Origin of the sequence: Rhizobium gallicum bv. gallicum R602sp, assembly GCF_000816845.1 — a bacterium.
Taxonomy (GTDB): domain Bacteria; phylum Pseudomonadota; class Alphaproteobacteria; order Rhizobiales; family Rhizobiaceae; genus Rhizobium; species Rhizobium gallicum.
The window spans coordinates 2,094,733-2,118,132 of the sequence record NZ_CP006880.1 but is presented as its reverse complement, the minus strand read 5'-3'; the positions used below and the strand labels follow the sequence as shown (position 1 = coordinate 2,118,132).

Below are 23,400 nucleotides of genomic sequence, written 5' to 3'. Positions count from 1 at the left end.
GCTATCCGTAACTCAGGATCAGGCCGTGCATCAGCCGCGACCAGCCATTGACCGCGACGAAGAGGAATATCTTCAGCGGAATGGAAATCAAGGTCGGGGAGACCATCATCATCCCCATCGCCATCAGCACGGTTGAAACGATGAGGTCGATGACGAGAAATGGAAGATAGAGCAGAAAGCCGATCTCGAAGGCGCGCGTCAGCTCCGAACTGACGAAGGCCGGGACGAGGATGAGAAGGCTGTCGGTCTTCACCGAGGCTCTCGCTTCTTCCGACCAGATGCGCTCGGTTGCCTGCATAAAGAACTGGCGTTCATTCTCATCCGTGTAGCGCGTGAGATGCGCCTGCAACGGTGCGCGCAGGGTCTCCGCCGCCCGCATCATGCTGTCCATCGACTGCACGTCGACCTGCTCGTTCGACAAAATGCGGTACATCTCTCCGACCAGCGGCGTCGTCACATAGACCGTGAGGATCAGCGCAACGCCGTAAAGCACGAGATTGGGCGGCGACTGCTGGATTCCGAGCGCATTGCGAATGAGGAAAAGAACGATCGAGATTTTCAAGAACCCGGTCATCGTCACCACCGCGAGCGGAATGAGCCCGATCGTCGAGACGATGATAATGATCGGGATGAGATTGGTGGTCGTCTCACCCATCTGTCGAAAGCCGCACCACGCGCACGCCAAGGCCATCGCCGATCCTGATCAGTTCGCCCTTTCCGACGAGCCGCCCATTCGCCATGATGTTGACGGGGCTAGAAAGGCTCGGGCTTGTGTGAAGAACGGTCCCTTCGCCCATCCTGGCGATTTCCTTAAGCGGGAACTCGGCGCGACCGATCTCGAATACCAGCTGGACTGGAAGGTCTGCCAGCGTTTCCAGCTGGCCGGTCGGAGGCGTATCCTGTTTTGACATGGCGGAATGTTCCCAACTTGCTCTTAGATCTCGCCACGTAGACGTGAGTACGAGGCCGGAATCGCCTCGGCGCAACGAGGCGATCAGATGGTTGCCGATAAGGGCGAAGGGTTCTTCGGCATTGGACCGCTCGCACATGACGATATCGCCGACGCGCAGACTTTCGTATTCGCCGGTGGTCAGGTGCTGGATGCCGGCGCATAGGTGGATGGGCTGAACCAGGTTTGCCGTCAATGCGTCCAGGCCGCTCGCAGGCTTACCGAAGGCATTGCCGATCTTGAACGCCGCCGCAGCACTCAAGTGCAGTTCCGCATGGTGGGGCAAGCCACCGCAATCGATTGTCCAGCAAAGCTTGACGGGACATTCAACCGCAGCATCAGGCGGGCCGGTGCGAACCGGTTCACCGATACGCTCTTCCAGTTCTGCAAGATGGGAGGCGAGTGCCTCTTCGACGAGGATGTCACGCTGGAGAGGTGAAAGGGCGGCGATTTTTCCGCGAACTCCAAGGCTCGGTGCAAGCTCGTCGAGCGCGGCTGCGGGGACCGTGAAGCGGCCGGCCGAGGCGCCGATGAAGAACGCAAGCTCGACCGGGTCGGCCAGCGACCGCGTGCCGTCCTCGGGCCGAATGACAATGGTTGCCGTCGCCAGCGAAAGCCGAAAAGCCACGCGGATCCTTGCCAGCATGTTGAGTGCGTCGACATGGGCGGCGGCGACTTGCGGAAGGCAGGACGGGTCCTCGACAAGGGTACGAACTTCCTGGGCGCCGGCGCGCGTCTGCGTTGAGATGCTCATCCTGTCACCTTGCCCGCTTGTTGCTCTTCGGGTGGATGATGTCCTCGTCCTCTATCTCGCTGACGACGTCGGCACGCCTTGCTTCCTCGCGCCGGTTTTCTTCGGCAAGGAACAGGATGCGATCATGCAGTTTCTGTTTGCGCCGGTACTCGGCCGCAAGCTCCTGCTTTTGCTTCGCCTCCTGCCTCTCGCGCATCTCGGCGGCGTGAACCTGCTCCTCGAGCTGGCGGGCGCGGTGGTCCATGGCAGACAGCGCGCCTCGGTATCTTTGGAGGTCGCGGTGACCGGCAGTGCCTTGAGCGAGATGGGCGTAGAGAACGTCTTCTTCCCGTCTGCGCTCTTCCTCATGGGAAAGACTTTCGTGTCTTGCCAATTCAGCGGCCCGGGCGGCCTGCTGGTGGCGGCCTAGCTGACGCTGCGCCTTTTCTTGTGCCCGTCGCATTCTAAGCGCCCGCAACTCGACGAGTTGCCGCAAATCGATCTTCCGGGTCACGATGCGATCCTTTTCAACTGTTCCTGGGTTTCTTCCAGGGAAGAAAAATCGCCGCTCTCCTGCCGCAGAAAGGCTTCGATGGCGCCGTGCTTTTCGATCGCTTCATCCGACAGCGGATCGACGCCGTGCTCGTATTCGCCCACCCGGAGCAGGAGTTCGATCTGCTCGTAACGGGCAAGCAACGTGCGGATATGGGCGGCGTGATCGCGGTGTGCCTTGCCTGCGACGCTTTCCATCAGGCGGCTGCGGCTCTTCAGGACGTCGATGGCTGGGAAGAAGTTGCGCTCGGCCAGGCTGGAGCCGAGCATGATATGACCATCGAGAATGGCTTTTGTCTCTTCGGCAACCGGATCGAGCATGCCGTCACCCTCGGTCAGTACTGTATAGAGGGCTGTGATCGAGCCGCCCTGTCCAGGGCCGGCGCGCTCCAACAGGCGCGGCAGCGCGGCGAAGAGCGAGGGCGGATAACCGCGCCGCGTCGGCGGTTCGCCCGCTGCCAGGCCAATTTCCCGCTGCGCCCGGGCAAAACGGGTAACGCTGTCCATCAAGAGAAGGACGTCGTGACCCTGGTCGCGAAAATATTCGGCGATCGCTGTCGCACCGTAGGCCGCTTTCACCCGCTCGATCGCCGGACGATCGGACGTTGCGACCACGACGACCGAGCGCTTGCGGCCCTCTTCGCCGAGCTGTCCCTCGATGAACTCCCGCACCTCGCGCCCGCGCTCGCCGATCAGCCCGATGACGACGACATCCGCCTTCGTACCGCGGACGATGGTGGAAAGGAGCGAGGACTTGCCGACGCCTGGCTCGCCGAAAACGCCGACGCGCTGCCCGCGGGCAACCGTCAGAAGCCCGTCGATCGCACGGATCCCAAGTTGCAGCGGCTCGGTGATCAGGTCGCGCTGGAGCGCATTGGGCGGTGGCCGGTGGGTCGGATAATAGGTGTCGGTGACGACCGGAGTGGCACGATCATCAGCAAAGTCGAGGAGCTCTCCCAGGGGATTGAGCACACGGCCGAGGAGGTCGTCGCAAACCGGGATCTGCAGGGTCTTGCCAGTTGCGATCACCTCCGCGCGCGTGGACATGCCCTGAAGATCGCCGATCGGCGTCAGGATGGCCTCCTCGTCCTCGAAGCCCACCACCTCCGCCGGCACGGTCGCGCCGGAAACGGGATCTCTGAGGTGGCAAAGTTCGCCGATCCTGACCATCGGGGCGGTCGCATGCACGATGATGCCGGTGATCCTTCGGACCCGGCCGCGAACAGGCCGCGTCTCGCTCGTGAGCGCCCGTTGGCGCAGGCGCTCGATGAGCGCGCCTGGATCCGACAGCACATGCTCGTTCATGCGGCAGGTTCCGATCGGCTGGACTGGACGCCGAGCAGGGCCTCGCGGATGACCGATAATTGGGTATCAAGGCCTGCATCAACGACGGCGACGGCGCTGGCGAGAACGCATTTGTTGCCGTCGAGCCGCGGATCGGCAAGCACTGCGATCTTCAGCGCGCCATTGCCGTTGTGGCGCTCAACGAGTTCGCCGACCCGGTCGGCCAATGCGGGAGCGACGGTGATCGTTACCTCGCGCTCATGCTGAAACGATTGCAGCGCCTGCTGAGCCAGATTGGCGACCAGCTCCGCCTGGTCGAAACGGCCGAGCAATTTTTCGGCGATCGCCAGGCCGAGTTCGGCAATCTGCCGGTCGAGGCCGGCCAGATAGGCATTGACGTCGGCGGTGGTCTTCATGAGCAGGGCCACTGCTTGCCGTTCTCCCTCCAGCCTGCCGGCCTCATAGCCCTTTCTTCTGCTCGTCTCGACGACGTCACGAACCTGCGCAAGCTGCTGATCCGCCTTGACCTTCGCCGCCTCCAGGAATGCGAAGCCTTCAAGCCAATGATCGCCTTCGGCCTGCTTGAGGATCTTCTTGGCCGGGCTCGTAGGGATTTCGTTCATCGCGCCTCCTTGACGGTGGCGCCCGTGTGATCGTCCATGGCGGTTTCGTGCCGCAACAGACGCCTGACGATCGCAGCGCCCGTGGCGGCGTCTCTCGGCTCGGTGAACGGAGCAGCGTCGCCGTCAGTCTCACCTCTCAGTCGAAGCCATGCCGCCAGTGGAGTGGGCAGCGCGGCCTGCCAGCTCGCCCAGCATCTGCGGCCGTCGACGTCAATCGCCCGCACCAAGGCGTCGAGGCCGCCGGCAATCTCATGGCCCGCGGCAAGGTCGCGGTTATCGACGGCTACCCGGAAAGCCCGATCTCCGACGCGCTCCTTCATCAAGGCGACCTCGCGGCTGCGGATTTCGCCGGCAAGCGCATGACCCCAGAACACGGCCCCGGCCAGGTAGCTATGTTGCGCGACAGCCTCCGGCGGCAACGCCAGGAGTTTGAGATCGTCCGGTTCGGGGCAAGGGCATAAGCCGGCATCCGGAAGGTCGAATTTGTCCATCAGCAGTCGCATAAGCGGTCGCTGTACCCGATCGGATTGCTGTAGCCTGACGGCGGCCTCGATCGAGATCGCGTCGTCATAGGCTTGAACGATATGGCGGTGATGGACAAGGCGGGCCGGGGCGGTGCGGAAGGCCGCCCAGACGTTCTCCAGTCCGGCGGCTGCCGCGCCGTTTGCCGATGAGCGATCCGTCACTTTGCCGGACCGTAGGGCTGCAGCGGGTAGACTTTCCGCCGGCTGCTCTGCTTGCGCCATGCCAGATATCCGAGGCCGGCGATCGCGGCAAACAGGGCGCCGGCAAGACAGCCGACGATGAGCTTGGCCCTGGCCACGCTCGCGGGCAGCATCCAGATCCCCAGGAAAGATGTGAGTTGCGCCCCGGCAACCGGCTCGCTCGCCCGCGCGCTCGCCACGGGCACGACCGAGACTTTTTCGTAGGTGAGGCCGGATATGCTGTTGGCGACCAGCGTCTTGATCCGCGGTATCAGCGGATTGACGTCGAGATCTTTTTCGTGGCGGATGAAGACAGAGGCGGAGGCCGGTACGGCGTTGCGCTGCAGCGGGTCGTTGTCCGGGAGCACGACGTGGACGCGCGCCGAGAGGACGCCGTCAATCTCGGAAACAGTCCGGGAAAGCTCCTCGCTCAACGCGTAGATCATCTGTGCGCGTTCCTGCACGGGCGAGGCGACAAGGCCTTCCTGCTTGAACACGGTGCCGAGTGTCGCGAATTTCGCCTTGGGCAGCCCGGTCATGTTGAGCGCGGTCACGGCTTGCGAGAACTGATCCTCGTCGACCGTCACCGTCAGCTTGCCGTCCTTCTGCACGACCCGGCTCGCCGCTATGCCTTTCGAGAGCAGGGTTGCGACCATCTCGTTCGCCTCGCGTTCGTCAAGATTGGTGTAGAGATCGACGCTGCAAGCCTGCAGCGTCAAGACCATAAGCGCGAGCAGCAGACCGCGCGCAATCGATGAGGAGCGCCAGGAGATTTTCATTGACCTTTGACGAGGGTCATCGTTGCGCTTGTGAATTGCGTCGGGCCGCGCACGACCATCTGCGTTTCGATCGCATGATCGAAGATCCTCCCCAGCTCCTCGACCAGCCGTCCTGCTTCGCTGTCCGGTGTTCGCGTCACGCCCGATTGAGCGCCGGCCGCATCCGGCGCAAACGACTGCAATCCCGCAGATTGGTCCATCGGGGCGAAGAGCTCGGTGTTGCTTGCGAATTTGCCGGCGCGCTCCACGAAACCTTTCAGGTTGTCGACGATCGTCCGGCCAAGATCGGCCGGGCTTGCGCCGTGCGGCAGGGTTTGGGCGTTCTGCGCCGAATACTCGAACAGGCCATGCGAGGTGGCAGAGGCCGGATCCTGCGGCGCAGGGGACATTGCAAGCGTTGCATTCTCAACTGGCGGGACAACCGTCATGGTTGTGTCTCCTGCTGGCAAAAAGGGGGACTATTCCTCGTCGGACAAGGCTTCGTTCAGCACTTCCTGGGCGATCTTCATCATTTCCTGTCCGATCAACTGGCTACCGCCGCTTGCAACGGCTTGCTGCAAGGCCTCCTCGAATTGTGCCTGCGAGGGGTCCTCATTTTGCGTCTGGGTGGGTGTGTGCGCTGTCACGGCTACCGATCCGGTCATTTGTGCTCTCCTGCTGAGGTGTCGCCTGTGCTTGAATTTGCGGCCGTCTGGCGGCCTTTGCCGGCCAGATCGTCCGCAACCTCGTTGTGCTGGCCGCCGCGGAAGATCCGCACCCGGGGATCGTCCATCTGGGTCATGGGGGGCGGTTGAACGGATGAAACGACCTGCTTCACCATGGCGATGAAGGCAGGCGGACCTGAGACACGAATGGCCGGGGCGTTGGCGGTCGCGAGAACCGAGAAGCGCTCGTCCATGAGGTCCAACCGCTTGATCTCGTTTATGACCGACTGGCCGTTTGCCCTGCCGATATTGATGATCTGTGTCGCGAACTCGTCACTGGTATTGACGTGCAGAACCGAGCCGTCGAAATACCAGATCAGCCCGTTGGCCTGCGTCACCTTGTCGAGGAATCCGCCCGCCGTTTCGGCACGAATCTCGCCGCGTACTTGGCCACGGATTCGATCCGACAGGATGACCGGAATCGAAAGGTTGCGCCCGAACTCCTTCAGTGCGTCACGAACTTCCTGGCTGATCAAAACGTAGCTGTATTTGCTGCTGTACCAGCGCGGCATAGCTGCAAGGGCGGGATATGTGGGTGCCAGTATAGCCGTAGCTAACATAAAGAGCTTCCCCGCAACCATGACGTTCTTCATTTAAAACGTTCCGATTGTTCGCGTCGAGCAGCCAAAAAGCTATTACAGCAGCCGGGAATGCGCAACTCGCAGTTGGACAAAAATGATACCAATGTTATTTGCTAAACAAGCGAGAGCTGAAACACACTGAAAAATAACTGTGTTTCTTCAATGAGTAACAGTTTAATGACACTGAAACGTCGGTTTCAATCGTTTTAAATCACGACACATTACGCATTGTAAGATTATGTGATGCGCTTGGAAATTGTCAATTCCGAGCTTCAACTTTAACCATTGCTGCGCCCCTATGGAGGGGTGGTCGACTCGATGAGAACTGTACACCGGCGCTGGAGCCTTGCTCCCGGCCGGAATGAATTATCAAGGAGAAGACAATGGCAGTTTCCGGTGTAAGCGGTACGCAGACCTCGGACAATTCAATCAAGACGATGACGGAAGCCTTCGACAAGGCGATCGAGAAGTCTGCCGAGATTACCAAAATCACGACCGAAAAAAAGGTCGCCCTCGACGCCGCGAAGCAGCGTCCGAACGGCTAAGCACTAGCCGAGGGGCGACTTGCGTCGCCCCTCTCATCTCCATTGCAACGACTTGGCTGGACCGGGGCCGCGCTTTCAAGGTGGCGTCGGCATCTTTGGTATACGGCGAGCGAGGTGAGAGTTCATGGCATCCCATCTGGTCTTGAGGAATGCTGCTGCCGATTTGACACTCGACGTCCTCAACGGCGTGCACAGCGGCGTCTCCTTGCCTTTGGAAACCGGCTCCTACGTGATCGGTTCGGCCCCGGACTGCGATCTCATGCTCAGTGATCGCGACGTAAGCGCGCATCATATGCGTCTGCAGTTTGCAGGTTCCGAGGTGATGATCGAGGCAACCGGCGCGGACGTGATGGTGCAGGATACAAGCGTGCCCGTTGGCCACGGCCTTCACGTCAAAACCCCTGTGACTATTTCGCTTGGCACTGCGCGCCTCCGTCTTTGCCGGCCGCAACAGGCAGCGCCGGACAGGAAAGCGGAAAAGTCGAAGCGCACAACCTGGATGATCGGCTGCGTGGCGGCTTTCTCGCTTCTCACGATTGCGGCTGTCCAGGCAGGGATTGCAGACGTCGGCGACCGGCTGCCGATGGCAAGCTTTGACGAAAAGACGATAACGGCCGGAACCGTGAGCGCCTCTATGCCCTTGGCCGATGAGGTGTCTTCGGCGCTTGCTGCAAAGCTCGCCGCGGCGGGCTTGAGCAATCTTCAGGTCAAGGCGGACGGGACGCGGTTTGCCGTTTCCGGTGCGCTCGACGAGGATGCGCGCAAGTCGTGGAGCGATGTCCAGACCTGGTTCGACCGGTCCTACGGCACCAACTACGTCTTGACGAGCATGGTCGGTGAGGCAGCGGCCAAAACGTCGCCTAAATTCAATCTCCAGGCCATTTGGTTCGGCGAAACGCCTTATGCGATCGGTGCCGACGGGGCCCGCCTCTACAAGGGTGCCGCGCTCGAGGACGGCTGGTACATAAAGGACATTCGCGACGGAAGCCTGAAGGTGGGGCGGCAAAGCGAAGAATTCGTTCTTCGCTTCTGACTGCGCGACGAGAGGAACAGCAAGATGAGTTTGGAGGTCCGCCGACACGACAATCGCCGCGCCCAGTCAAGCGCGGTTTCCGTGCGACCGGACGCGGCCGTGGAAGCACAGCATCTGGCCTTCGACGCCAGGGTCGTGCAATCGGTTCGCCAGGCCAGGCAGAAGGCCGAGGCGCGTGGCGCGCGCGCCAGCTCGGCTGCGGAGAGGGCGAGGCTCTCGAATGCTTCCCTGTTCGACCTGTCGCGGTCTCAGGAGATCCTAGCCTATATCGTCGAGGAAGTGTTGCCCGGCCTCGATCTCGACGAGGATGTCGCCAAGCTTACGGCGTCCATGCTGAAGGACGAAATCGAAAGCCGACGCGATCTTCAACACCGTCTCATGCAGGCGCAAAGCAGTTGACGCAGCAACGCGCGGACAGCCTCGAATTTCTTCATGCGCTCGGCCTGCTCTACTGTCGCGCCGGACACCTTGAGCGAGGCCTCGTCTTCCTGCTTCTCGCAGCACGAATGGCACCGGAAAACGTCTCGATCTTGCATTCGCTGGCCGATGCTTTCGTCGAAACCGACGCTGGAACGCGTGCGATCGCCTCTATCGATCGTATCGGAGAAATCTCAAAGGAGACCGATCCGGATCTTGCCCGCCTGAGGAGCAGGGCGCATTGGCTGCGCGGACAGGAAGACCAGGCTCGCGACGCCTTCAAGGCCTATCTTCAGGCGAGGGCGGCGAAATGAGCGCAATCGCCACTGTCAACCAGTTCGCCAGGGCCGCCTCCCGCCGGTCGGATATCGTCGTCGCGGCACTGGTGATACTCGCGATCACGATGATGGTCATTCCGATGCCGACCTTTCTGGTCGACGCGCTGATCGGATTTAACTTCTTCTACAGCCTGCTTATCCTTGTCGGCGCGCTCTATGTGTCGAGCCCAGTCCAGTTCTCGTCCCTGCCGTCGATCATTCTGCTCGGAACGCTTTTTCGCCTCGCGCTTTCGATCACGACGACCCGGCTGATCCTGACACAGGCGGACGCCGGACAGATCGTATCGGCCTTCGGAGACTTCGTTGTCGGCGGCGATGTGCTCGTCGGTCTCATCGTCTTCCTGATCATCACCATCGCTCAGTTCGTCGTCATCACCAAGGGCGCCGAGCGTGTCGCCGAGGTGGGCGCCCGATTTGCCCTCGATGCCATGCCGGGCAAGCAGATGAGCATCGACAATGACGCCCGCAGCGGCGAAATCGACCAGCAGGAGGCGCGTCGAAGGCGCGAAGAGCTGGAGCGCGAGAGCCAGTTCTACGGCGCCATGGACGGAGCCATGAAATTCGTCAAAGGAGACGCTGTCGCGGGCCTGATCATCATTACCATCAATCTCATCGGCGGGCTTACGATTGGGTCCCTGCGACGTGGCATGACCGTCGGCGACGCTGCTCATACCTATTCGCTGTTGACCGTCGGTGATGGCCTGATCTCACAGATACCCGCGCTGATGATGGCGGTGGCGGCCGGAGCGGTGGTAACGCGTGTGCCGTCCGGCCGGCGCCCGCAGGACTTGAGTTCCGAAATCCTCGGGCAACTCGGTGCAAGCGACCGCGCGCTGGCGCTGGCGGCAGCCATCCTCTTCGCCTTCGGCTTGGTTCCGGGCTTTCCGCTGATTGTCTTCTGGACGCTTGCTGCTGTAGCCGGCCTTCTTGCCCATACCGCGCGCCGGCGGCCTGCCGCCGGCGCTGCGGCAGGAACCGCATCGATCCGACGCGAAGCGTCACGGCCGGTCGCTTCCGGCAGCCCCGTCGTCGAGCATATAGCCGGCAGTTTGCCGGGCGGTCCCGGCAACCTCGCAGGGGTCGCGCACAGGATCACTGTATCGCTTGGAGAGGATCTTGCCGGGGCGCTTGCGCCGTCGGTCTTCGCCGAGCGGACGGAGGCGCCTGCGACAGCGATCCTCGACGACCTCGGTATTCGCGTCCCGGCGATCGGCCTGGTGGCGGATCCCCGGCAGGCGCCGGCTGGGTTTCGTATCGATTTCGAGGGCGTTCCGGTCGTCGAAGCCACGCTCTTGTCCGGCCACGTCATGGTGTGGGACGATACGGTCGATCTCGACATCATGTTGGTCCCCTATGTGAGGCAACCGGACCTCCTGGGGTTGAAGCTCGTCTGGGTCGAACAAGTCCATGCGGCAGCACTTGACGCTGCCGGCGTTGGCTATTGCGAGCCGGCCGATGTCGTGATGTCGCTTCTGGAGCGTGTCCTGCGCCGCTATGCGCCGGAGTTCGTCGACGCACAGGAAGTGCGCGCGCTCCTTGGCCGCCTGGAGGAGCCCTATGGCGATCTGATCCGGGAGGTTCTGGAGGCAGTTTCCGTGCAGAAGCTTGCCGAGGTCTTGCGCAGGCTGATCGAAGAAGACGTTCCGATCACCAATATGCGCATCATTCTTCAGGCGATTGCCGAGCGGGGCGCTCAAATTCAGGGTGTGCAGGCCTTGACCGACAGCGTTCGAGCAAGCCTCGGCCGGCAGATCTGCTTCCGCCTTGCTGACGACAACAGGATCGTTTCGGCCTATCTGCTGACGCGGCCGTTCGAAGACGAGGTGAGAGCGGCCATCGAAAAGAATATGGGGCCGGCGGGCGCCATTCCGGACCGGCTGGCGGCACCGATCCTGGAAGAATTGAAGAAGCGGCAGGAGAAGGCAGATCTGCGGCGCCGCACCGCCGTCCTCACGTCGATGGACGTCCGGCGGCACATCCGGAACCTTCTGACGCGCCACGACGTCAATGTGGCGGTTCTTTCCTACCAGGAGATCTCGCCGGAGTTCAGCGTCCAGTGCGTTGGCTATATCGCGCTTCCGGTCGCCGGAGCGGCGGAGCTCGAAGGCGGCCGTCCATGAATTCCCCGGGTCACATCATAGAAGACAAGGCTTTGACTTGCCCGCGCGGGGACGTCGGTGAGGGGAACGAATAGGAAATGGCATGCTGAACTTGCGAAGCCTCCGCGCGATTGCGGTAGGAGATTTACTTTCATTCGTCCTGGTGGCCACGCTTGCGCTCGGCTTTGCGCCATCTGCAAACGCGCAGGTGAAGGTCGATGCGAAAAACGGCCAGGTCCTTGAGCTTGCCGTCGGGGAGGGCCAGATCCTGCGCTTCGACGAACCGGTCGAGTCGGTCTTCCTCGCCGACACGGCGATCGCAGATGTGCGCGTCGTCTCGCCGGGCGTAGTCTATATCTATGCGACGAAGATCGGCGACACCGATCTCATTGCGCTCAGCGCCGACCAGAGCACGCGCGGTACGGTGCAGGTTCGCGTCAGCGGCAATCCGCGAGCCGCTAACCAGTCGGCGCGGGCGCTGCAGCCAACGACCAAGGTCGATATAAGCCTGTTCGGCGGACAATATGTCGGCACCGGTCAGACCCGCAATGTCGGTGAAGCGATGGACATGGAAAATGTCCTGCAGAGCTATTCGACCCCGGAAAATCCGGCGCTCAACAATACGACGATCGCCGGCACGAACCAGGTCAATATTCGCGTCCGCTTCGCCGAAGTCGCCCGCAACGAATTGACGCGCTACGGCATCGACTGGAGTGCCTTCGTCAACAGTGGATCGTTTTCCTTCGGCATCATCCGGACTGGCGGCGCCAGCAACGAGGACGACACGGGGATTGCGATCGGCGCAAGAGGCGAACACGTCAATGTCAACGTGCTGCTCGATGCGCTCCAGGCGAATGGCATATTGACGATCCTTGCCGAACCGAACATCACTGCCGTCACCGGCCAGAGCGCCAGCTTTCTCGCAGGCGGCGAGATACCGGTGCCGGTGCCGGTCGGCAACGAGCAGATCGGTATCGAATACAAGCAGTTCGGCGTCTCGCTCCAGTTTACGCCGACGCTACTGCCGAACAACCGCATCGCCCTGCAGGTGCGTCCAGAAGTGAGCAGCGTTTCGCAAGACAGCGTCGTTTCGATCGGCGGCCTGGTGGTGCCGTCGCTGCGCATTCGCCGGGCAGACACGACCGTCGAGGTCGGCAGTGGCCAGACATTTGCGATCGCCGGCCTGTTTCAACGGCAGGAATCGCAGACGCTGAACAAAACACCGGTCGTCGGCGACGTCCCGATCCTTGGCGAACTGTTCAAGTCGAAGCGGTTTCAGCGCAATGAAACGGAACTCGTCATCCTGATTACCCCTTACCTCGTGTCGCCGACCTCCGAACGCAAGATGAAAACGCCGCTCGATAGTCCTGCAGGCGCCATTACGGCGCCGCGCAAGAAGGCGAAGCCCGCGGTCAACAACAACGGATACGGTTTCTATGTCGAGTGATCGTTTGTCGGGTGATGGTGTGGCGAAGGCCCGCGTGGTGCTGGCCGCGGGGCTGCTGTTTGCCCTTGCGGGCTGTAGCGGTTCCCATCCGCAACCCTACTCTCCCAACTACAGCTATGTTTCGACGCACGGCGTGCCGGCGAAAGGCGGGCTCGTTCGCAAGGGTTACGATAAGGAGGAAAGCCGGACGCTTGTTCCGGACGCCTGCCTCACCCCCGATACCGCCGATCAGCCGCTCTACCTGCCGCCGGGCTGCGCCAACAATCTTAATCTGCAGTTCATGGCAGAGGACCAAAGACATCTTATCCAGGGCCGTGAAATGGGTCCTGCCATGGCTGCTCCGGTGGCGCGCGCCGCGAAGAACTACCTCGACGGTTACAGCGAGGAGGGCCGCAGACGCCGCAACACGGCGAACAACAATACAGGTGAAGAATGAGAGCGCGTTCCTTTCTGAAATTCGGCGCACGAAGGAACGGCGTTGCCGTGCTCCTTGCGCTTCACGCGCTTTCCTCATGCACGACGACGTCCGCCGACAAGGAGAAGGGCAAGCCTTCGAGCGAGCAGGCGAAACTGTTGAGCATCGCCCACAGCATCGAGGCCAAGGGAGAAAGCGCAACGGCACTCGCACTTTACGAGCGCGCCGCCGCGAACGCTCCTGACGACGTACCGCTACGCGTTCGGCTTGCGAATGCACGCCTGAGGGCAGGCGATGCCGAAGGGGCAGAAGAAGACTTTCGCGCCGCTCTGCAGGCGAGCCCCCAGGATCCTGAGGCGCTGCTCGGGCTCGGCACCGCCCAATTACGCAAAGGCGAGGCGGCATCGGCTGCGCGGACCCTGGCGCCGGCCGCCCAGGCGCTTAACTCCGTCATGGCCTATAACCGGCTCGGAACGGCGCTCGTCTTCAGCGGTAGTGCGGCCGCGGCGGAGGAAGCCTTTTCGAAAGCGCTTTCGTTACAGCCCGCGAACCTCGACACAACGACGAATCTTGCCCTTGCTGAAGCGCTTGCGAACGACCTGCCGCAGGCGGTAACGCATATGAGCAGCGTAGTCGCGTCGCCGCTCGCCCAAAGGCGGCATTTCGTCAACTATCTGATCGTCCTGACCATGGCCGGGGAGACGGATAAAGCGCGATCCGTCGGCGTGCCCGACATGACGGAGAAGCAGAAGAACGCGATCCTGGCGAAAGCGGCAAGGTTGCGCTCGATTTCCGATACGGCCAGGCGCGCCCAGGAAATCGGCCTGCTGGCGTCGTCCAAGGACGGCGGCGTCACATGAGCGGGACAAGCGAAGAAAAATCGCTTCCGGCTTCCGAAAAAAAGATCCTGGACGCGCGCAAGAAAGGTCAGGTGCTTCACAGCCCCGACATGGTCTCGGGGATCATGATCCTGTTCTCGACGCTCTTTCTCTTTTATGCCGCGCCTAATCTGCAAGTGAAGGTCAATCTGCTTCTGGACGAGGCGTCGCATATCTACGAACGGCCGTTCGCGGATGTCTGGTTTCGGCTGAGCACCATTGCCGTCGATGCGCTTTGGGGGGCGGTGCTGCCGATCCTCGGGATAACGATCGCAGCGATCCTTGCGACGAACGTCGCGATCACCAAGGGATTCGTCTTCTCGGCAAAGCCGATCGAGCCGGATTTCAGCCGCATCAATCCGGCAGCGGGCCTAAAGCGCCTGACCTCGCTTAAGAGCGTTGTCGAGTTCGGCAAGGCACTGTTCAAGATTCTTGCGCTTTCCGTGGCGTTTTCGGTTGTTTTCCATGCGGGCCTGAAGGCGCTGTTCCAGGCGCCTGGATGCGGTTTTGGCTGCCTGCATGCGACCTCGCTGTCGATGCTGAAAACCACCGCTTTCATCGCAATCGCGGCTTTCCTCGTCATGGGCACCTTCGATGTCTTTCTGCAACGCTGGCTGTTCATGCGCGAAATGCGGATGACCAAGTCGGAGGCCAAGCGTGAACACAAGGACACGGAAGGCGATCCGCTAATACGGCAGGAACGCCGTAAATTCGCGCGCTTGCTCGGCACGAGCAGGACCGGTCTTGCCAATGCGGTTCTGATGATCGGAGAACAATCGGCAATAGTCGGGATCCGCTATGTTCGGGGCGAGACGCCTGTGCCGATCGTCGTCTGTCGTGCCGCCGGTAAAGCTGTGGCCTCGATGAGGGAGCAAGCGAGAGATCGCGGAGTCCCAATGGTGACTGATGCGAGACTCGCCGCAGAGCTTAGCAAGACGCCGGTGGGAGCGCCGGTTCCCGACCGTCTCTTCCAGCAGGTGGCGAACACTTTGGTGGCCAACGGTTTGATTTGAACGTCGCAATGTCGATGGAGACCTCATATGTCGGAACTGCGAGCACTGACTAGGCGCGCCATGGGGGGGCTGCTTTGCACTGTTCTTTTATCAACGGCGATCAACCACGCGGCAGCAGACCAGGCCTCGCCGCCATTGTTGGACAAGAAAAACGACAAGGTCTGGATCGACAGCGGCTATATCGGCTTTCTGATGTCGCCGCCTGCTTACCCATCACGGCGAGCCCAGGGGGAGGGGTCTTATCCGCATGCCGGGACGTTCGTGCGGCGGCACATAGTGGACTATCAGACCCGGGAAGCGCCGGGTACGATCATCATCGAAACCCGCAAATACGCCCTTTACTACATAGAAGCCGGTGGAAAGGCGCTGCGTTACAGTGTCGGCGTTGGACGTGAAGGCTACGGCTGGCGTGGAACCGAGGTGGTGAGCGCCAAGCGCCCTTGGCCGGATTGGCGTCCGCCGGCGGACATGCGCAAAAGGCGGCGGGACCTTCCTGCATACATGACCGGGGGCACCGACAATCCGTTAGGCGCGCGCGCCATCTATCTAGGAAATACGCTGTACCGCATCCACGGAACGAACGAACCACAGAGCGTCGGGAGGTCCTCTTCATCGGGGTGTTTTCGCATGACGAATGACGATATAATCCATCTCTATGAGCGAGTAAAAATCGGCGTGAAAGTCATCGTGCTATAGTATCGTACGATGCGGCACCCGTGTTCCGCGCGTCGGCGCGGGCGACTCTTCGTGCCGTGGGTGCATAAAGTGCCGGGCAGTTCTGAAAGACCACTGCGGCTCCCGATATTAGGATTCAAGCAAAGGCGGTCGTTGACGAAATTACGGAGTGGCGATGCACGCCAAGTGCTTTGATCTTATCCATGACTCCTACAACTGCAGTGCCCCACGACCGATCGAAGCTATCGGGCTGATTTCCCGTGGCACCTTCCACAGACCGCCGCCGAATGCAATGGCAGAGGGTGCGATGGTCTCCCAACCGCGCGGATCGTCCTCGGCGATATGATTGTCCCCTTCCCAAGGCCGGTTTTGCACTGGCCTTGTGGCCGGCGTGGCCGATCTGGATACCTGCGACCGCGTCCGCTTTTTCAATGCCAGCAACAATTGGCGCGAAAGCCTGAGCCTGGGCGTCACTCCAAAGGCCCGTGCAACCGGGTGTGATCCGGCCCTCGGGAGACAGCTGTGGCTTCGACGTTAACTGGCCGGCGCCACCACGCGCCAGGCTTGTGAGATGGACGCTGTGCCATTCGTTGGGGACGCCATCGATCGCGGATACTGGCACATCGGCGAAACCGCGATTCGGTTTCGGAGCGTCACGCCTTTCAGCGTGAATTGGTCGAATAAATTGGGCACTGGACCTCTTCAATAACGAAAGCAAATTTCCCACACGGACTGCTCACGCCGGCTGACACATGCATTGCCCCATGGTCTATCCATTGGGTTTTTCACTGGCTGATGTTGCGCGGTGGCGGGGTGCAGGTTCGCCCGTACCCGTAGCCGTTAACTGCAATAACTGAAAGTTTACGAAATGCGATTGAGTTAGTGGATTTGGCCGTCTGACCGGAGCCGCCAGAATTTCATCTCTAAATCAGATATCTAATCTGTTGGACCGGTCGCGATAGGTTCGAGGCTTTCAAGAGCAAAACGCTCACATACAATTACTATGCCAGTGCATCCCTCAAGGCACCCGTGGCCGAACCACCGATGGAGTTCTGCGGGCCTTGCGGTCAGTATGAGTGGTTGACGTGTCTTCAATCCGAACTCCCAGTTGGGTCCTACGCTTCCCGGGCCAGGCCGTGAGTGCGATGTCGATCAGCCGCTTCAGCCGCGCATTGCAGGCGCCGTCGCAGGCCTGGGCGGACATGCCCTGGATAATCGCACCATAGAACCGCGCGAGCGTATCGGTGTCGGTTTGCGTCGGCAATTCGCCTTCCTCGACGGCACGGTCGAAGCGGGCTTTGAGGGTCTGAATCGACGCCTCGCGCAAGGCTGCGGTCATCCGCGCGACAGATGCATTTTCTTCCGCATGCTGCAGGACGGCCGTCGAGACCATGCAACCTCGCGGCTTATCCGGCTGGGTGTCGCCGTCAGCAATATCGTAGAGGTAGAGGCTCAGGGCGTCGTAAGCCGGAAGATGGGAATGCAGGATTTCCGACCGGCGGCTGTTTTCACGGGCAATGCTGAAGTCGAGCGCCTGACGGTACAATTCTTCCTTTGAGCCGAAGGTCGAATATAGCGTCGGCGGATTGATCCCCATGGCCTTCGTGAGGTCGGCGATCGAGGTTCCCTCGTAGCCGCGTTCCCAGAATAGGCGTGCCGCGATGTCGAGCCCCACGTCGCGATCGAGCACGCGCGGTCTGCCTCGTTTGCGGATTGGCTCACCCATTATATAGTGATCCCTATTAAATGATTGACAGGCCTATTTCGCCTCTTATTATACCGATCACTATTTAATTTCGCAACGGAGTGATCTATGTCCCAAAGACTCGCAGACAAGATAGCCCTCATTACTGGAAGCTCGCGTGGTATCGGCCGGGCCGCCGCCCTTGCGTTCGCGAAGGAGGGTGCCGCTCTGATTGGCGTGCACTACACCGCCAATGCGGATGCGGCTAATGCCACCGTACGCGACATTGAGACGCTCGGCGTCAAGGCCGTTGCCGTAAAAGCCGATCTCAGACACGGCAAGGACGCGGCTGACAGCCTCTGGGCGCAGTTCAGCGAAGCTGCGCGCATCGAGAGGGGCTCCTCGGCTCTAGACATTCTGGTAAACAATGCCGGCATCGCGCCCGCGTTGCCATTGAAGCAGACGAGCGAAGCCGCGTTCGACGAGGTGATGACGATCAATTACAAGGCGCCGTTCTTCCTGATCCAGGCAGTCGCCGACCACATTCACGACAATGGCCGCATCATCAATGTCTCGACCGGGTTTACGCGGATCGCGGCACCGACGCATCCGGCCTATGCAGCCTCCAAGGGAGCGCTAGAGACGTTGACACTCGCGCTGGCACCTGAATTTGCGGCTCGCGGGATTACGGTCAATGCCGTGCTGCCGGGTGTGACGGAGACGGATATGAATGCCGAGTGGCTGGCATCACCGGACGCGCGCGCAGGCGCCGAAGCGCTCTCGGTCTTCTCCCGTGTCGGCCGGGCGGAGGACGTCGCCGACGTCATCGCTTTCCTTGCATCGAACGATGCGCGCTGGACAACCGGCCAGATGATTGATGCAACAGGTGGTGCCCGGATCTGACGTAACCCGAAGCTCCACTATGTTTACAGCCGTCCAAACCAAGCGGCACAGGGCATATTCGTGACGAGATGCCGGTTGAGATCAGCTTGCCCGTCAGTCCACCAGGCAGGACCGCGCTCGCCGAGCGCGATCTTGGCTTCATCCGCCCAGCGGCTCGCTTCCGCCAGGTTTGCGGGGTCATTCATCGTATCCCGGATGGCTCGCCACGCCGACATCGACTCATCGACCAGACGCTGCCTGGCCATCCCTCGCACGCGCAATAGCGCCGAGTGGAACCGCCAAGGAAATGCAAATGGCCCAAATTCCCGCAGGCGACCCGGGTGTCGCGAGGCGCGTTCTTTATGTCGGGCGGCGCATCGCATCCCAATGGGAAGGTGGCGTATCTCGTCATGAACAAGACAGCCAAGAACGCGAGGAACGGGCCAAAGGCGTCGGGCCGTGGGCAATCTGGTCGTTAATGCCATTCGCTATGGTCGGGAAAGCTACAACGGTCCGGCTGCGGTCAGCAGTGCTGGCGATAAAATGATCATCGAGGCCGGCAACGAGGGGGCGGGGCTTTCACAGAGTTGGGCCGGTTGTTCGACCGCTTTTACCAGGCGGACGCGGCCCGCAGCGGCAGCTCTTCCTCGCACGGATTGGGATTGGCGATCGTCGATGCCATCATGCGCCTGCATGCGGGCGTGGCGGATGTTTCATGCCCGGAGGAGGGGATCCGCTTTCGCCTCTCATTCCCGGCATGAGTTGTCAATCGCAACTGGGAAGCCGCCGGTCAGGTACATGGTCCGGCGTCGATCAGGATGAAACCAGCCTGAATCGCGCGGCGATGTTCGTGTTTTGGGCTTGTCGGATCGCATAATATCTTCTGTGGAACCGTGCCGTCAGAGGGCCGAATGCGAAGTCAATTCGGAAAGAATGCGACAGAATTCGAGGCGCTGCTCTAGAATTTGTCATGCAGGTGCATTACATTCACCACTGGCGAAGGAGGCTCGAACATGGCATCAAATGCACTTGTCCAGACTCGGATTGGTGCCGACGTCAAGGAGCGCGCCACGGCCGTTCTGGAAAATATGGGTCTAACGGTCTCGGATGCTGTCCGTATCCTGTTAACCCGGACAGCGAATGAAGGCGCCCTGCCGCTGGAACTGGTTAGCCACAGCGAGGCCCACGACGCCTGGTTCCGTGCGAAGGTCTTGCAGGCGCTCGAGGACACGCGACCCGACGTCGACGATGCCGACGCCGATGCGCGCTTTCGCGAACGCCATGCGGCGGCTTTGCGCAGGGCCGTGGCGGGTGATCGATGAGGCTCGTCTGGGCGCAATACGCGCTTGACGACGCGACACAATCTTCAGCTACATTGAGAAGGAGAGCCCCAGGGCGGCGGTCCACGTGGACGAGGAAATCGTCCGCGCTGCCCGTCGACTTGTTGACTTTCCCGAAAGCGGCCGTCCTGGCCGGATTGCTGGAACTCGCGAACTTGTTATCCCGCGCACGCCCTACATCGCAGCCTACGTGGTTTTAGCGGATAAGATTCGTATTTTGCGTGTTTTACACGGCGCCCAGATGTGGCCCATCGAGCTCGGCCACGAGTAGACGTGCTACATCGCTTCAGGTTCGATTCCGTTCAAGGCGAGGAATGGCCAGTCGACTCCCGACGGCGACGGTCGGATCGGCCATCCACGATCGTCTCAAGAGGATCGAAAGCGAAGTTCGGTGCGCCCACTACTACTACTACTTACCTCGCCGCGTCGATCCAGCTAATATTGGCCGATTGGTAGGGCTTGGAAGTGCTTAACCGTTTTGTCAAGCTGCACCCACGTATGTTTAGATTGTTCGAATACTGATATGGCAGGTGGCGCGAAGACCGGGTCGGCAAATGACCCTACCGCAACCCCGATCCAGGGCGGCGAAACATCGGCCTTCCAATAGACGGTCGAGCCGCAAGTTGGGCAAAAGTGCATTCGGACCTTGCCACCGCTCTCGCCGGTACGAATAAACTCTGTAGACGTTCCAGATACTTCGACACAGTCAATCGAGTAGAACGCATTAGCACTGAACGGCGCACCAGTTCGTCGCTGGCAAGCCAAACAGTGACACAGCGCAGTCAATTGTGGCGAACCGCTAAGCATCAGTCTAAGAGCGCCGCAGGCGCATTGGGCATTGGGCATGAAAACTCCTCCCGCTTGCACGGTGAAATTGCGTTGGATTGAGGGCTGAGGCGCGGGTCCGAACCGCAAATCATTGCGGTGGGCGATGAGAAGGACCTGAGACCTGATACAATTTCAGGATCACAGAAGCCTCGAGTGTAGATCGCGCAAATGCCGAAGTCCAGGGGAAAACCCATCCGACCGGTCAGGGTTCGAGAGTAGCCACTGATCGGAAACCGTCGCGCGACTGCTGTTGGACAACAGTGAGCTTCATTCCCTGGCGGCGGCTCGCTTGTGCGAGGTTCTCAGCCTACTTGCTCGACTGCCAATGTTCCTGCCGGCAGAGGCTTGATCAGCGACTTCGCAGAAATGGCGGGATCCAGCCATTCCACCCAGGCGTTGCGCTCGAGGATGACGATCTGCCGGTCGTGGTAAGGGGCGATGTCCGAACCCGGCTCCATCGTCAGCATGGTGAAGGCTTGCCCCACCTCAGGCGTCTCACGCCAGATGCCGGCAATGCAGAAGATCGACTCATCCTTCTTGGTGAAGAGCCATTTGTCCTTGCGCGTCTTCTTCGGATCCTTGGGCTCGGTGAACTCGTAAAAGCCATCGGCGATGATCAGGCAACGGTTGGAATTGAACTCCCGGCCCTCCGAGCGGAAATTATAGACCGGCCGCTTGTTCGGACCCGGCCAGCTCCAGCGCCGCTGCACGAGCTCCGCCTCATCGCGCGCGCCGTTAATGGCTCTCACGATGGGGCCGACGTCGGTAATCTTGATGTCCTCGCGCGCTTCAAGGTTGGGCGCGCCCTCACCGAAACGGATCTTGATCTTGAGGTCGGCGAAGTCCTCGAAGATCGAGGCGACATCCACCATCAGCCGATAATCGTTGCACATGCATCCTCCGTTTAGGTTCTCGTTGTCTTGAAATGTTGTTCCTGCTATGTTCTATTTATGATGAGCCCGAAGGTTTTCCAGTCTGACGCCCCGCTCGACGAGCGCCGCGTCATCATAAGGCGCCATGACGGCGAGACGGAGATGGTGGAACTTCCATGGGGACTGCGCCCCCGCGATGGCGGTCCGCGTGCTGTGAGCGTTGTTCGAGCGGAGGGAAGGATCTTTTCAACCCACCGCTGCCTGGTGCGGGCCTCGGAGTTTCGCCACAAGAGTTTCGGTTTCTCGCTCGCCAACGGTGATTGGTTTTATTTCGCGGGGATCTGGCGCCCCGCGACGGCGGATTGGCCGGAGGCCTATGCCTTACTGACGATTGAGGCGAATGCCGATATCGCGCCGTTCCACGACCGACAAATGGCGGTTCTCACCCGCGAGCGACGCATCGCGTGGCTCGACGGACTGGTGCTCGAGGACGAAATCCTGCGCCCGCTGCCGGCATCGACATTCCGAGTTAGACGCTATTCATCCTCTCCCGTTCAGGCAATGCTGGCCGTCTAAAAGGCCAGCCGCAGCTGCGGTTCCACTGTGGGCGCTCGACGCTCCAGGGAAGACGGCGACACGCCCAGCAGACGGATCCCTTTTCCCGGCTCTGGAGCAACAAGCGCGGCGGCTGAATTGTGCCGGCCCGCATCTCAATGGCGAGGTGCGTAACCCATGCCGCTATCGACCTTTGCGGGGCGTCCATCGAGGAAAAGCGCGCCGATGCGCGGTGCCGAACGGGCGATGACCTTGCCGCGCCGGATGACCGCGAGCCGGTTCGGCTTAAGCCGCAGTGCTTCCAGCGTATCCTGCGCCTGGAGGATGACGAGGTCCGCGTTGCAGCCGATTTCCACGCCATAGCCTTCGAGGTCCATCGTCTTTGCCGAGTTGACGGTCAGCGCATGGAAGATCTTCTTCTTGTCCTCGACGCCCGCCATCTGCGCGACGTGGATCGCCATGTGGCCGACCTCCAGCATGTCGCCCGATCCCATCGAGTACCAGGGATCCATGACGCAATCATGCCCGAAGGAGACATTGAGGCCGGCATCCATCAATTCGCGCACGCGGGTCATGCCGCGGCGCTTCGGATAGGTGTCGTGCCGGCCTTGCAGCATGATGTTAATCAAGGGGTTGGGGATCACGTTGATCCGCGCCTCCGCCATCAGCGGGATCAGCTTGGAGACGTAGTAGTTGTCCATCGAGTGCATCGAGGTCAGGTGCGAGCCGGCGACGCGTCCCTGCAGGCCAAAGCGGATGGTTTGCGCGGCCAGCGTCTCGATATGGCGCGAGAGCGGATCGTCGGTTTCGTCGCAATGCATGTCGACCGGCAGGCCGCGATCGGCGGCGATGCGGCAGAGCGCCTCGACCGAAGCCGTGCCTTCGCCCATCGTCCGTTCGAAGTGGGGAATGCCGCCGACGACATCAACTCCCATATCGAGGGCGCGGTTGAGCGCGTCGATCGCGCCCGGCGAGCGGTAATAACCGTCCTGGGGGAAGGCGACCAGCTGCAGATCGATATAGGGCGCGACCTTTTCGCGAACCTCGATCATCGCCTCCACGGTCACCAGTCTGGGATCGCTGGTATCGACATGACTGCGGATGAAGAGGAGCCCCTGCGTCACCGCCAGATCGCAATAGCGCAGCGCACGATCGACCAGTTCCTCCTTCGTGACGATCGGGCGCAGCTCTCCCCAGAGCGCGATGCCCTCGAGCAGGGTGCCGGATACGTTCATGCGCGGCAGTCCGAGCGACAGGGTGGCGTCCATGTGGAAATGCGGATCGACGAAAGGAGGACTGACCAGCCGGCCGGTTGCGTCGATTTCTTCCCCCGCTTGCGCTTGGAGACCGCGCTCGACAGCGATGATCCTGCCGCCCTGGATGCCGATGTCGATGCTGGTTCGGCCATCGGTGAGATTTGCATTTCTGACGATCAGATCGAACATCGGAGCCTCATTGGATGCGAGTGGT

Annotated in this window: 28 protein-coding genes and 4 pseudogenes; 15 read left to right on the top strand and 17 right to left on the bottom strand. The window is 61.0% G+C overall.

Annotated elements, in window-relative coordinates; genetic code table 11:
• Window position 1: 1 nt before the first annotated feature.
• Genes sctR through RGR602_RS33060 form a run of 10 tightly spaced genes read right to left on the bottom strand, consistent with a single transcriptional unit; the run spans window position 2 to window position 6,888 of the window.
• Window positions 2-655 (bottom strand): type III secretion system export apparatus subunit SctR, encoded by a 654-nt coding sequence (gene sctR, locus RGR602_RS33105; RefSeq protein ID WP_040116145.1) that lies wholly within the window; start codon window positions 653-655, stop codon window positions 2-4.
• On the bottom strand, window positions 648-1,703 hold the full coding sequence (sctQ, locus tag RGR602_RS33100; RefSeq protein ID WP_040116144.1) for a type III secretion system cytoplasmic ring protein SctQ: 1,056 nt from the start codon (window positions 1,701-1,703) through the stop codon (window positions 648-650). The genes sctR and sctQ overlap by 8 nt, the downstream gene beginning before the upstream one ends.
• 4 nt (window positions 1,704-1,707) lie before the next feature.
• Window positions 1,708-2,196 (bottom strand): type III secretion system stalk subunit SctO, encoded by a 489-nt coding sequence (gene sctO, locus RGR602_RS36730; RefSeq protein WP_082046750.1) that lies wholly within the window; start codon window positions 2,194-2,196, stop codon window positions 1,708-1,710.
• Window positions 2,193-3,539: a FliI/YscN family ATPase gene (locus RGR602_RS33090; protein ID WP_040116142.1), complete on the bottom strand. Its 1,347-nt coding sequence runs from the start codon at window positions 3,537-3,539 to the stop codon at window positions 2,193-2,195. The genes sctO and RGR602_RS33090 overlap by 4 nt, the downstream gene beginning before the upstream one ends.
• Window positions 3,536-4,141: a FliH/SctL family protein gene (locus RGR602_RS33085; RefSeq protein WP_040116141.1), complete on the bottom strand. Its 606-nt coding sequence runs from the start codon at window positions 4,139-4,141 to the stop codon at window positions 3,536-3,538. The genes RGR602_RS33090 and RGR602_RS33085 overlap by 4 nt, the downstream gene beginning before the upstream one ends.
• Complete coding sequence (locus RGR602_RS33080; protein WP_040116140.1) at window positions 4,138-4,827, bottom strand: hypothetical protein; 690 nt, start codon at window positions 4,825-4,827, stop codon at window positions 4,138-4,140. Before RGR602_RS33080 ends, RGR602_RS33085 begins: the two co-directional genes overlap by 4 nt.
• Entirely contained in the window at window positions 4,824-5,624 is an 801-nt protein-coding gene (sctJ, locus tag RGR602_RS33075) for a type III secretion system inner membrane ring lipoprotein SctJ (protein ID WP_040116139.1), read from the bottom strand. Before sctJ ends, RGR602_RS33080 begins: the two co-directional genes overlap by 4 nt.
• Window positions 5,621-6,052, bottom strand: coding sequence for a hypothetical protein (locus RGR602_RS33070; RefSeq protein ID WP_040116138.1), 432 nt, complete (start codon window positions 6,050-6,052; stop codon window positions 5,621-5,623). The genes sctJ and RGR602_RS33070 overlap by 4 nt, the downstream gene beginning before the upstream one ends.
• A gap of 30 nt (window positions 6,053-6,082) precedes the next feature.
• Complete coding sequence (locus tag RGR602_RS33065; RefSeq protein WP_040116137.1) at window positions 6,083-6,268, bottom strand: hypothetical protein; 186 nt, start codon at window positions 6,266-6,268, stop codon at window positions 6,083-6,085.
• Window positions 6,265-6,888 carry a type III secretion protein gene (locus tag RGR602_RS33060; RefSeq protein ID WP_082046777.1) on the bottom strand — a complete coding sequence of 208 codons (624 nt, stop codon included), beginning with the start codon at window positions 6,886-6,888 and terminating at the stop codon, window positions 6,265-6,267. The genes RGR602_RS33065 and RGR602_RS33060 overlap by 4 nt, the downstream gene beginning before the upstream one ends.
• Window positions 6,889-7,292: 404 nt before the next feature.
• On the opposite strand from RGR602_RS33060, the gene RGR602_RS37890 reads away from it, so the two are divergent.
• From RGR602_RS37890 to RGR602_RS33015, 10 genes are all read left to right on the top strand, one after another.
• Window positions 7,293-7,454, top strand: coding sequence for a hypothetical protein (locus RGR602_RS37890; RefSeq protein WP_166677379.1), 162 nt, complete (start codon window positions 7,293-7,295; stop codon window positions 7,452-7,454).
• 124 nt (window positions 7,455-7,578) lie between these two features.
• Window positions 7,579-8,487 carry an FHA domain-containing protein gene (locus tag RGR602_RS33055; protein WP_040116135.1) on the top strand — a complete coding sequence of 303 codons (909 nt, stop codon included), beginning with the start codon at window positions 7,579-7,581 and terminating at the stop codon, window positions 8,485-8,487.
• A gap of 24 nt (window positions 8,488-8,511) precedes the next feature.
• Window positions 8,512-8,886, top strand: a complete 375-nt coding sequence (locus RGR602_RS33050; protein WP_040116134.1) for a hypothetical protein — start codon at window positions 8,512-8,514, stop codon at window positions 8,884-8,886.
• Window positions 8,883-9,218 (top strand): type III secretion protein, encoded by a 336-nt coding sequence (locus RGR602_RS33045; protein WP_040116133.1) that lies wholly within the window; start codon window positions 8,883-8,885, stop codon window positions 9,216-9,218. The genes RGR602_RS33050 and RGR602_RS33045 overlap by 4 nt, the downstream gene beginning before the upstream one ends.
• The gene (sctV, locus tag RGR602_RS33040) at window positions 9,215-11,362 is read left to right on the top strand and encodes a type III secretion system export apparatus subunit SctV (RefSeq protein WP_040116132.1); all 2,148 of its coding nucleotides are present in this window, start codon (window positions 9,215-9,217) and stop codon (window positions 11,360-11,362) included. The genes RGR602_RS33045 and sctV overlap by 4 nt, the downstream gene beginning before the upstream one ends.
• A gap of 82 nt (window positions 11,363-11,444) precedes the next feature.
• Complete coding sequence (locus RGR602_RS33035) at window positions 11,445-12,788, top strand: type II and III secretion system protein family protein (protein WP_040116131.1); 1,344 nt, start codon at window positions 11,445-11,447, stop codon at window positions 12,786-12,788.
• On the top strand, window positions 12,778-13,224 hold the full coding sequence (locus RGR602_RS33030) for a hypothetical protein (protein ID WP_040116130.1): 447 nt from the start codon (window positions 12,778-12,780) through the stop codon (window positions 13,222-13,224). Before RGR602_RS33035 ends, RGR602_RS33030 begins: the two co-directional genes overlap by 11 nt.
• A complete protein-coding gene (locus RGR602_RS33025; protein WP_040116129.1) occupies window positions 13,221-14,063 on the top strand; it encodes a tetratricopeptide repeat protein in 843 nt (280 codons plus the stop codon). The genes RGR602_RS33030 and RGR602_RS33025 overlap by 4 nt, the downstream gene beginning before the upstream one ends.
• Entirely contained in the window at window positions 14,060-15,094 is a 1,035-nt protein-coding gene (locus RGR602_RS33020) for an EscU/YscU/HrcU family type III secretion system export apparatus switch protein (protein ID WP_040116128.1), read from the top strand. Before RGR602_RS33025 ends, RGR602_RS33020 begins: the two co-directional genes overlap by 4 nt.
• Before the next feature lie 27 nt (window positions 15,095-15,121).
• Window positions 15,122-15,790 carry a L,D-transpeptidase gene (locus RGR602_RS33015; RefSeq protein WP_040116127.1) on the top strand — a complete coding sequence of 223 codons (669 nt, stop codon included), beginning with the start codon at window positions 15,122-15,124 and terminating at the stop codon, window positions 15,788-15,790.
• Between the two features lie 228 nt (window positions 15,791-16,018).
• Here the strand turns inward: RGR602_RS33015 and RGR602_RS36725 are convergent.
• Both RGR602_RS36725 and RGR602_RS33010 read right to left on the bottom strand, forming a co-directional pair.
• A pseudogene (locus RGR602_RS36725) lies at window positions 16,019-16,462 on the bottom strand (oxidoreductase); the annotation flags it as partial.
• A 325-nt stretch (window positions 16,463-16,787) separates the two neighbouring features.
• The gene (locus RGR602_RS33010; RefSeq protein ID WP_052451877.1) at window positions 16,788-17,495 is read right to left on the bottom strand and encodes a TetR/AcrR family transcriptional regulator; all 708 of its coding nucleotides are present in this window, start codon (window positions 17,493-17,495) and stop codon (window positions 16,788-16,790) included.
• 87 nt (window positions 17,496-17,582) lie between these two features.
• Here RGR602_RS33010 and RGR602_RS33005 point away from each other — a divergent pair, with 87 nt between their 5' ends.
• On the top strand, window positions 17,583-18,356 hold the full coding sequence (locus RGR602_RS33005; RefSeq protein WP_040116126.1) for an SDR family oxidoreductase: 774 nt from the start codon (window positions 17,583-17,585) through the stop codon (window positions 18,354-18,356).
• Window positions 18,357-18,379: 23 nt separating this feature from the next.
• Here RGR602_RS33005 and RGR602_RS33000 read toward each other — a convergent pair whose 3' ends face one another.
• Window positions 18,380-18,601, bottom strand: a complete 222-nt coding sequence (locus RGR602_RS33000) for a hypothetical protein (RefSeq protein ID WP_040116125.1) — start codon at window positions 18,599-18,601, stop codon at window positions 18,380-18,382.
• A gap of 321 nt (window positions 18,602-18,922) precedes the next feature.
• Between RGR602_RS33000 and RGR602_RS37885 the strand changes: the two are divergent.
• The 3 genes and pseudogenes from RGR602_RS37885 to RGR602_RS32990 all read left to right on the top strand — a co-directional run.
• Window positions 18,923-19,096, top strand: a pseudogene (locus tag RGR602_RS37885) (ATP-binding protein); the annotation flags it as partial.
• 252 nt (window positions 19,097-19,348) lie between these two features.
• Complete coding sequence (locus tag RGR602_RS32995; RefSeq protein ID WP_040116124.1) at window positions 19,349-19,657, top strand: type II toxin-antitoxin system RelB/DinJ family antitoxin; 309 nt, start codon at window positions 19,349-19,351, stop codon at window positions 19,655-19,657.
• Window positions 19,654-19,946, top strand: a pseudogene (locus RGR602_RS32990) (type II toxin-antitoxin system RelE/ParE family toxin). The gene RGR602_RS32995 and the pseudogene RGR602_RS32990 overlap by 4 nt, the downstream one beginning before the upstream one ends.
• A gap of 164 nt (window positions 19,947-20,110) precedes the next feature.
• Here RGR602_RS32990 and RGR602_RS36715 read toward each other — a convergent pair.
• On the bottom strand, window positions 20,111-20,521 hold the full coding sequence (locus RGR602_RS36715) for a GFA family protein (protein ID WP_082046749.1): 411 nt from the start codon (window positions 20,519-20,521) through the stop codon (window positions 20,111-20,113).
• A gap of 284 nt (window positions 20,522-20,805) precedes the next feature.
• Complete coding sequence (locus RGR602_RS32985) at window positions 20,806-21,396, bottom strand: SOS response-associated peptidase (RefSeq protein WP_040116123.1); 591 nt, start codon at window positions 21,394-21,396, stop codon at window positions 20,806-20,808.
• Window positions 21,397-21,453: 57 nt separating this feature from the next.
• Between RGR602_RS32985 and RGR602_RS32980 the strand changes: the two genes are divergently transcribed.
• Window positions 21,454-21,951: an SOS response-associated peptidase family protein gene (locus tag RGR602_RS32980; RefSeq protein ID WP_040116122.1), complete on the top strand. Its 498-nt coding sequence runs from the start codon at window positions 21,454-21,456 to the stop codon at window positions 21,949-21,951.
• Here RGR602_RS32980 and RGR602_RS39040 read toward each other — a convergent pair.
• Together RGR602_RS39040 and RGR602_RS32975 are read right to left on the bottom strand one after the other, a co-directional pair.
• Window positions 21,948-22,040, bottom strand: a pseudogene (locus RGR602_RS39040) (DNA polymerase IV); the annotation flags it as partial. The gene RGR602_RS32980 and the pseudogene RGR602_RS39040 sit on opposite strands and share 4 nt — an antisense overlap.
• 45 nt (window positions 22,041-22,085) lie before the next feature.
• The gene (locus RGR602_RS32975) at window positions 22,086-23,375 is read right to left on the bottom strand and encodes an amidohydrolase family protein (protein WP_040116121.1); all 1,290 of its coding nucleotides are present in this window, start codon (window positions 23,373-23,375) and stop codon (window positions 22,086-22,088) included.
• Window positions 23,376-23,400: the final 25 nt, after the last annotated feature.